The 8187-nt window shown below is 70.5% G+C and carries 7 protein-coding genes and 2 pseudogenes; 5 read left to right on the forward strand and 4 right to left on the reverse strand.

The genetic code is table 11. The features are described from left to right. The 3 genes and pseudogenes from AB0I76_RS17430 to AB0I76_RS17440 all read right to left on the reverse strand — a co-directional run. Nucleotides 1–276 (reverse strand): annotated as a pseudogene (locus AB0I76_RS17430) (hypothetical protein); the annotation flags it as partial. Further along, a complete protein-coding gene (locus AB0I76_RS17435) occupies nucleotides 210–434 on the reverse strand; it encodes a hypothetical protein (RefSeq protein ID WP_357036096.1) in 225 nt (74 codons plus the stop codon). The gene AB0I76_RS17435 and the pseudogene AB0I76_RS17430, both read right to left, overlap by 67 nt. Next, on the reverse strand, nucleotides 431–724 hold the full coding sequence (locus tag AB0I76_RS17440) for a hypothetical protein (protein WP_357036079.1): 294 nt from the start codon (nucleotides 722–724) through the stop codon (nucleotides 431–433). Before AB0I76_RS17440 ends, AB0I76_RS17435 begins: the two co-directional genes overlap by 4 nt. Nucleotides 725–1072: 348 nt before the next feature. Here AB0I76_RS17440 and AB0I76_RS17445 point away from each other — a divergent pair, with 348 nt between their 5' ends. From AB0I76_RS17445 to AB0I76_RS17455, 3 genes are all read left to right on the forward strand, one after another. Beyond that, the gene (locus tag AB0I76_RS17445) at nucleotides 1073–2224 is read left to right on the forward strand and encodes a helix-turn-helix domain-containing protein (RefSeq protein WP_357036081.1); all 1152 of its coding nucleotides are present in this window, start codon (nucleotides 1073–1075) and stop codon (nucleotides 2222–2224) included. Beyond that, nucleotides 2221–2766, forward strand: a complete 546-nt coding sequence (locus AB0I76_RS17450) for an isochorismatase family cysteine hydrolase (RefSeq protein WP_357036084.1) — start codon at nucleotides 2221–2223, stop codon at nucleotides 2764–2766. Before AB0I76_RS17445 ends, AB0I76_RS17450 begins: the two co-directional genes overlap by 4 nt. 70 nt (nucleotides 2767–2836) lie before the next feature. Continuing rightward, entirely contained in the window at nucleotides 2837–5911 is a 3075-nt protein-coding gene (locus AB0I76_RS17455) for a DUF3427 domain-containing protein (protein WP_357036087.1), read from the forward strand. A gap of 76 nt (nucleotides 5912–5987) precedes the next feature. On the opposite strand, the pseudogene AB0I76_RS17460 reads toward AB0I76_RS17455, so the two are convergent. Next, nucleotides 5988–6380 (reverse strand): annotated as a pseudogene (locus AB0I76_RS17460) (AAA domain-containing protein); the annotation flags it as partial. Here AB0I76_RS17460 and AB0I76_RS17465 point away from each other — a divergent pair. Both AB0I76_RS17465 and AB0I76_RS17470 read left to right on the forward strand, forming a co-directional pair. Beyond that, nucleotides 6261–7151, forward strand: a complete 891-nt coding sequence (locus AB0I76_RS17465; RefSeq protein WP_357036094.1) for an SDR family oxidoreductase — start codon at nucleotides 6261–6263, stop codon at nucleotides 7149–7151. The pseudogene AB0I76_RS17460 and the gene AB0I76_RS17465 overlap by 120 nt on opposite strands. Nucleotides 7152–7288: 137 nt before the next feature. Next, nucleotides 7289–8056 carry a polyprenol monophosphomannose synthase gene (locus AB0I76_RS17470; RefSeq protein ID WP_357036090.1) on the forward strand — a complete coding sequence of 256 codons (768 nt, stop codon included), beginning with the start codon at nucleotides 7289–7291 and terminating at the stop codon, nucleotides 8054–8056. Nucleotides 8057–8187: the final 131 nt, after the last annotated feature.

Raw genomic sequence — 8187 nt, forward strand, 5'->3', positions numbered from 1 at the left:
GGTCACCTCGCGGCGCCGCAGCCGGCCCCGGCCCGGACCCAGTCCCTCCCACGCCCCCCGGACCACCTGGAGGGTCACGTCGGCGCCGTCCCAGCGCCCGTACGGGACGAGCACACTGCCCCGCTGCCGGGCCCGGGCGGCGAGCCGGTTGGCCACCGGGGCGGAGACCGCCGCCGGCACGGCGGTGACCACCACGTCCACCCCGTCGATCAGCGCGGCGACCACGGTGGCCCACTCCGGGCCCGGGTGGGGTACGAGGGCGAGCCGGTCCAGGGCGCCCGCCCAGCCGAGTCGTCGCCGCCGACAGTGAGGCGGCCGAGGGCGGCGAGGAGCAGCGCCGCGTCCCGTTCGGGGAGCAGCCCGTCCGCCAGCATGCGCCCGGCCTCGTCCACGACCTTTCCCACGGCCGTCTCCCAGGCGGCGGCGAGGGTCACGCTTGCACCTCACCGGCGAACGCCCGCTGCACCCGGGCGATCCGGTCGTCCGGCTGGTCGAACGCCCAGAGCACCCCGACCAGGTAGTCCACGACACGCCGGTGCTGCGCCTCAGACAGGCCCAGGCCGCGCCAAGCGTCCGCCGCCGGTTCGCCCCCGAGCGCCGCGGTGAGGCTCGCGGTCAGGTGCTTGGCGAGCCGGTCCAGGTCGACCCCGATGAGGTACGGCGACAGTTCGGCGTCCGCTACGACCAGGCGCAGCCAGCGGGTGACCACCTCCGGCGGCGTCACGCCGTGGCGCCCTGGTCGAGCTGGGCCGTGGTGAGGACCCTGAAGTCGTCAAGCAGGGTGGGCATGCCGGCTCCGGTGATGTAAGGAGGGGGCCCTTGTTAACGCCTCAGGGAGAGGAAGGGCTCCTCGTTAACGGGTGGAGTGGCGCCGGGGCGGGCGGGGTCGGGGCTGCGTCGTTCGGGTCGACGCAGCCCCGGAGCCCAGCACCCGCCCCGGGCCATGCGTCGACCCTCACCGAGCGGCAGATCGTGCGGTACGGCTACGCACTGCACTTGCGCTGTACCTAATCTGCAATGGGAGCCTCTAAGCTCCGATGGGACCGGTCTCATGTGATCGGAGGCGAAACTGATGACCACCGTTCAGGCGTGGACCGGCCGGGAGACTCGTTTTCTGCGCCACGCGCTACGCATGAGCATCCGCGACTTCGCCGAGCACCTCGGCGTCAGCGAGCGCACCGTGTCGAAGTGGGAGGCTGGCCGGGAGGCAGTGCATCCGCGCCCGGAGATGCAAGCCGCCCTCGACACGGCGTTGGGCAGGGCTTCTGCGGAGGCAGCTCGTCGTTTCGCTGCTGCGGTAGGACAGGAGCCTGCCGGGTATGGCGCGCCTGCGTCTGGTGGCTATCGGGTGCAGTCCCACAAGTTCGTGCCGGCGTTCGTCGGTGCCGCCACGGCTCAGGCGCTGGCCTCATCGTGCCGATCCCTTCCGCACGATTGGCTGGATGTGTCCCGGGTGACGCTGCCGCACCGGGAAGGGAAGTGCACCGCCCACGTGTTCGGCTGCGGCGTGGTGGTTCTGCACCTTGAGCAGGACCTCACCCTCACGCGTCTCGCGTCGTTGGCCGCTTGGCGGTACAAGAGTTACGAGGACGATCTGCCATGGGCTACGGACCAGCTTCGACAGCTGCTGCCAGACGAGGCAGCGTGGCAGGCACCCGAATATGTGTTGTCGATGTACGTCCTCCGAGAGTCGCCCTGGGACGGCGATGAGCTGGACAACGCGGTCCGCCTCATGTGTCTCCCGTCGGTGCTCGTCAACCGTCGTGCGGTGCCCCGCCCTGAGCCGGTCGGCACCCATGTGGAGCGCCGGCTGCTGGCCGAGGGCTTCGATCAGCCGGCGGTAGAGACGTTCGGCATGCGCGGCGTCTCGGTCGGGTACGCGAGCTGGTCCGGCCTGGCCTACCACGCCGTCTGCCCAGATCGAGCCCTTGCGGTAGACGACCTGGTCTCGTGCGAGATCGACGTACAGATGCTCTGGGCGTACTGCCGTCGTATCCAGCGCGAAGTCGAGGAGGGGCGCGACCCGTTGATGCCCCCGGAGTACGGCTGGCGTTTCCTGCGGGCGGCGCACTCGCGACTGACGACCGCCCGGGCACAGGAGACGGCCCAGCACTGCATGATGCGTGAGGCTGCGTTGTCGACGAGCGGCCTGCCGGCTCGGTTGGCTCAGGCTCAGGCCGCGCTTCGCGAGACCGAGGCGTTGAGTGGCAGAGTCGTCGCATGAGCGAGACGCGGGCCGCCCTGATCGTCATCGACATGCAGAACGGCTTCATCAACGACCGAAGCCGGCACGTCATCCCGAAGGTGGTCGACCTGGTGGAGCGCTGGGAGGCCACTGGGCGGCCGGTGGTCTTCACCCGCTACCACAACTACCCCGGGAGTCCGTTCGAGCGGCTGATCCACTGGAGCGCGGTGCAGGGGCCTCCGGAGACCGAGATCGTTGCGGAGCTCGCCGAGCACGCTCACCGGGCGCGGGCGGTGATCGACAAGAAGACCTATTCGTTCTTCTCGGACGCTGGGACCGAACTGGCGGAGCGGGAGGGGTGGACTGATCTGGTGTTTTGCGGGGTGGCCACGGAGAGCTGCGTACTGAAGTCAGCGGCGGATGCCTTTGAGCGTGACCTGACGCCATGGCTGGTGACGGATGCTTCCGCCAGCCACGGTGGCCAGGCTGCTCACGAGGCTGGTCTGCTGGTCGCCCGCCGGTTCATCGGTGCCGGCCAGCTCGTCACCGCAGACACAATCTTGGTCCGGAAACCGTCGTAGACCCGACAGCAGTTCCGCGCCAGCGCGGTAGGGGGCAGCGCCCCACTCCGAGGCCGGTTACCTTGCCCGGGTGACGGATCTTGAGCGGGGCATCTACGAGCACCTCATCACCCGCGACCTGGCCACCCGCCTCCAGCGCGTAGACCCCGCCCTCATCCAGCACGACAAGCTCGACCCCGCCGACGCCCCCGACGCCCTCGCCCGTCACATCGCCACCCTGGCCCACCGCGCCCTCAAGGCAGTCCCCGGCGGTGACGGTAAACTCCACCGCCAGATCGAGCTGACCAACCGCATAGCCGACACCATCGCCGCGATCAGCCCCCAGGCGGCCACGGCACAGGATCAGGTCACCGACGCCAAGCACCTCCTGCACGCCATCGCCGCCCCACCCACCCCGCCCGCACTGCCCACCTTCCCAACGCGGCCGACCACCCCGCTCAGCACCGGCGCCCTACTGGTGAACGGCAGAAACCAGCCCCGCATCGGTCACGAGGTCACCCACGAGATGGCCTCGGCAGAACAGGTCGACCTGCTCTGCGCGTTCATCAAGTGGCACGGCCTGCGCATCGTCGAGCCGGCCATCCGGGACCTCATGCAGCGGAACGGCCGGCTGCGTGTCATCACCACGACGTACCTCGGCGCGACCGACCAACGAGCCCTCGACCGGCTCGCCGAGCTGGGCGCCGAGATCAAGGTGTCGTACGAGACGCGGACCACCCGCCTACACGCCAAGGCGTGGCTGTTCCGCCGGCACAACGGCACCACCACCGCGTACGTCGGCTCGTCCAACCTGTCGAAGGCTGCCCTGGTCGACGGCGTGGAGTGGAACGTCCGGGTCTCCAACATCGAGCAGCCGCACGTCATCGACACGTTCACGGCCACGTTCGAGGACTACTGGAACGACCCGGCGTTTGAGGACTACGACCCCGGCCGGGACGCTGAACGCCTGCGGCAGGCGCTCACCGGGGAGCGCCCCGGCGACGCTTCCACCCCGATCGCCAACCTGGACGTCCGGCCGTACCCATACCAGGCGGAGATCCTCGCGGACCTTGACGCCGAGCGTGAGGTGCACGGCCGGCACCGGAACCTCGTGGTGATGGCCACCGGCACCGGCAAGACTATCGTCGCCGCCCTGGACTACCGCCGCCTGCGCAAGGCGGGCAAGACGGACTCGCTGCTCTTCGTCGCCCACCAGGAGCAGATCCTGCGGCAGAGCCTCGCGACGTTCCGGCAGGTGCTGGGCGATGGCAGCTTCGGCGAGACGCTCGTCGGCGGGCAGACCCCACGCGACTGGCGGCACGTCTTTGCCTCCATCCAGTCGCTACACCGGCGGGAGATCGACCACGAGGCGTACGACATGGTCATCGTCGACGAGTTCCACCACGCGGAGGCGCCGACGTACGCCAGCCTCCTCAATCGGCTGCGTCCGCGCGTACTCCTGGGGTTGACGGCGACGCCCGACCGCAGCGACGGCGGCGACGTGCGGCGGTGGTTCGACGGCCGCGCCGCCGTGGAGCTACACCTGTGGGACGCGTTGGAGCGGCAGTTGCTCGCACCGTTCCAGTACTTCGGGCTGCACGACGACACGGACCTGTCGCAGCTGCGTTGGAAGCGCGGGCAGGGGTACGACCCAGCGGAGCTGGATGGCGTCTACACCGGCAACCACGCTCGGGCGCGGATGGTGCTGCGGGCGGTACGCGACACCGTCGACGCGAGGCGGATGCGGGCGCTCGGGTTCTGCGTGAGCATCGGGCACGCGGAGTTCATGGCGGACTGGTTCACCCAGCACGGTGTGGCGTCGGCCGCGGTGACGTCGCGGGTCGACGCGGCCGGTCGGCAAGCCCTGCTGACGGAGTTCCGTAAAGGCAACGTGCGGGTGCTCTTCACGGTGGATCTGTTCAACGAGGGTGTCGACCTGCCGATGGTCGACACGATCCTCATGCTGCGGCCCACCGAGAGCGCGACGATCTTCCTTCAACAGCTCGGCCGTGGGCTGCGCCTCGACGACGACAAGCCCTGCCTGACGGTGCTGGACTTCATCGGCGGGCAGCACGCCAACTTCCGCTTCGACCTGCGCTGGCGGGCCCTGACCGGGGTCAGCCGCAAGGCGATCCGAGAGGCCGTCGAGCAGGACTTCCCGTCCCTGCCGAGTGGCTGCCACGTGCAGTTGGATCGGGTGGCGAAGGAGCACGTGCTCGCCAATCTGAAATCGGCGCTGCCGACGTCGAAGAGCGGCCTTGTCGCGGAGCTGCGGCAGCTCGGGGACGTCAGCCTGGCCGAGTTCCTGCGAGAGACCGGGGTGGAGATCGAGGACGTGTACCGGTCGGCCAGCCTCGGCGGGTGGGCCGGGCTGCGGCGGCTCGCCGGGGTGGATACCGCGTCGCCCGACACGGACGACCGGGAGCTGGGCCGGGCCATCGGGCGGATGCTACATATCGACGACGTCGACCGGCTGGACCTGCTGGCGCGGATGGCATCCGGTGAGCGGCCGGAGGTCGGGCGACTGTGGGACATGCTGCACTTCGACCTGTGGGGGCCGAATGCGTCGCTGGCGTCGCGCGACGAGCGGTTGGCGCGGCTGTGGGCAGAACCGGCCCGCTGTGCCGAGCTGCGCCAGGTCGCGGAGGTGCTGCGGGACCGGATCCACCGCGTCACCTCGGAACCGCTGCCGGGAGCGGTGCCGCTGCGGGTGCACGCCCGCTACAGCCGCAACGAGGCGTGCGCCGCGTTCGGCATGCCGAACCCGGGGTCGCTGCGCGAGGGCGTGAAGTGGCTGGAGTCGGAGCAGGCGGACCTGTTCTTCGTCACCTTGGTCAAGTCGGAGCACCACTACTCCCCCACCACGATGTACGCCGACCGGGCCATCACCGACGAGCTGTTTCAGTGGGAGTCGCAGAGCACCACGTCGGCGGCGTCGGCGACGGGGCAGCGCTACATCCACCACGCCTCGCGCGGCTCGACGGTGCACCTGTTCGTCCGCGAGTCCAAAGTGCCCGATCGCGACCTGGGGGCGCCCGCGTACCTGTATGCCGGCCCGATGACCTACCGCGAGCACGCCGGGGACCGGCCCATGCGAATCATCTGGCAGCTGACGCACCCGCTGCCCGCCGACGTCTACACGACCGCTCGGGCGATCGCCGCCTAGGTAGATCCACTCGACGTCATTGAAGTCGGGCTGAAAACCTCACCCGGACACCCCGGCTTCAATGAAGCCGAGTTGATCATGCCACCAGGCTGACGCTGGTCAGGCGCGCGAGCATCGACTGGTTGGCCTGCCACCCGTCCGGAAACTTGACCGGCACGTCCAGGTGCACCGTCTCCGTAGACGGGTGCGCATCCAGCAGCTCCGCGATCCCCGCCCGCGCCACCACCACACACGCGTGCCGGTGCCGCGACGTCAGCACGCACAGCCGCCCCGACTCCAGGTGGAACGCGGTAGCGTCCCGCCGGCCGGAGAGCGGATGCAGCACGATCGTCACGTCGTACTCCCGGCCCTGGAGCCGGTTGGCGGTGTCGACGGTGATGCCCGCTCCGGCCTCGCCGAGCCGCGCGCGGATGGCCGCGACCTGGTCGCGGTGCGCGGCCCCGACGGCGATCCGGTCCGCGGTGACCGGTACGGCGGGATCGACGTGTGGGTCAACAACGCGATGGTGTCGGTGTTCGCTCCCGCCTGGGAGGTGACCGCGCCCGAGTTCCGCCGGGTCACCGAGGTCAACTACCTGGGCACCGTGTACGGCACGCTGGCCGCGCTGCGGCACATGCGGGTCCACGGGCGGGGCGCGATCGTGCAGGTCGGCTCGGCGCTGGCCTACCGGGGGATCCCTCTCCAGTCGGCGTACTGCGCCAGCAAGCACGCGATCCAGGGCTTCAACGACTCGCTGCGGGCGGAGTTGCTGCACGAGTACCCCGGGGTGACGCTGTCGATGGTCCAGCTACCGGCGATCAACACGCCGCAGTTCTCCTGGGTGCGGACGCGGCTGCCGCGCCACCCGCAGCCGGTGCCGCCGATCTTCGCGCCGGAGGTGGCCGCCCGGGCCATCCTCTGGGCCGCCGACCACGGTCGGAGGGAACTCAACGTGGGCGGACCGACCTGGAAGGCCCGGCTGGGCGACATCCTGGCGCCCGGCCTGCTGGACCGGAAGCTGGCCCGGGACGGGTACGACAGCCAGCAGACCGGGACCGAGATCGATCCGGCCGCCTGGCGTGACAACCTCGACCGGCCCGGCGACGACGACGCGGACCGGGGCGCCGAGGGCGTCTTCACCGACCGGGCCCGGCGCACCTCCGCCGCACTGTGGGTGGGAACGCACAAGCCGGCCGTCTCCGGCGTGGCGCTGACCGCGCTGGCCCTGGCCGTGACCGCTCTCGGCCGGCGTCGGCGCTGAGCGACCGGCCGCGGACCAGGCTTCGGAGGGTGCCGGAACGCGGCACGCCGGACCGGTAACGGGGAGCATTGTCAGCACCGATGGAGCAGGTGGCTACCCTCTCAGGGAGCCCTGTCCGCAGACCGAGGATGTCCGAAATGATTGAAGCCGTGCAGCTGCCCTCGCCGTGGCGGGACGTGCGCGTGACCGTCGTTGTCCCGACCTACAACGAGGCGGGCAACCTCCCGGGCCTGGTCGAGCGGCTCCTCGCCCTGCCTCTGCCGGGCCTGAAGATCCTCGTCGCCGACGACAACTCGCCGGACGGCACCGGGGAGGTGGCCGACAAGCTGGCCATCGAGCACCCGGACCGGTTCGAGGTCGTGCACCGCGCCGGCAAGGAAGGGCTCGGGCGCGCGTACGTGGACGGGATCGGGCGTGCCCTCGACGGCGGCGCGGAGTACGTGGCGCAGATGGACGCCGACCTCTCGCACCCGCCGGAGGCGCTACCGGGCATGCTCGGCGCCCTGCTCAGCACCCGCGCGGGCGTGGTGATCGGCTCCCGGTACGTGCCCGGCGGCGAACTGGACGAGAACTGGCCGCTGTACCGGCGGGCCCTCAGCGGCTGGGCGAACCTCTACGTGCACACGCTGCTGCGGGTGCGGATCCGCGACCTGACCGCCGGGTTCAAGATCTGGCGGGCGGACGCGCTGCGCGACATCGGTCTGGAGCGCGTGCAGTCCAACGGCTACAGCTTCCAGGTGGAGATGCACTACCTGGCCACCAAGCTGGGGCACACGATCCTGGAGGTGCCGATCCGCTTCGAGGAGCGGCGGGACGGTGCGTCGAAGATGACCACCGCCACCAAGATCGAGAGCGCGCTGATGCCGTTCAAGCTGCGCAGCAAGCACCGCCACATCACCCGCTGACACCCCGTGCCGTCACCCGGGCCGTACGCGGCGTCACCGTCGCGGTCCGGGTCGAACCGACGTCAGGGGCGGTAGACGGTCCGGTGCGCGGCGCCGATCGTCGCCGCGTACAGGCCGCCGGTGACGGCACG

It is taken from the genome of Micromonospora sp. NPDC049799 (genome assembly GCF_040656655.1).
Lineage (GTDB): Bacteria > Actinomycetota > Actinomycetes > Mycobacteriales > Micromonosporaceae > Micromonospora.

Excerpts from the sequence above, each read along its gene's own strand:
- AB0I76_RS17445 (WP_357036081.1), top strand. The coding sequence starts at position 1,073 with ATGACCACCGTTCAGGCGTGGACCGGCCGGGAGACTCGTTTTCTGCGC.
- AB0I76_RS17470 (WP_357036090.1), top strand. The coding sequence starts at position 7,289 with ATGATTGAAGCCGTGCAGCTGCCCTCGCCGTGGCGGGACGTGCGCGTG.
- AB0I76_RS17450 (WP_357036084.1), top strand. The coding sequence starts at position 2,221 with ATGAGCGAGACGCGGGCCGCCCTGATCGTCATCGACATGCAGAACGGC.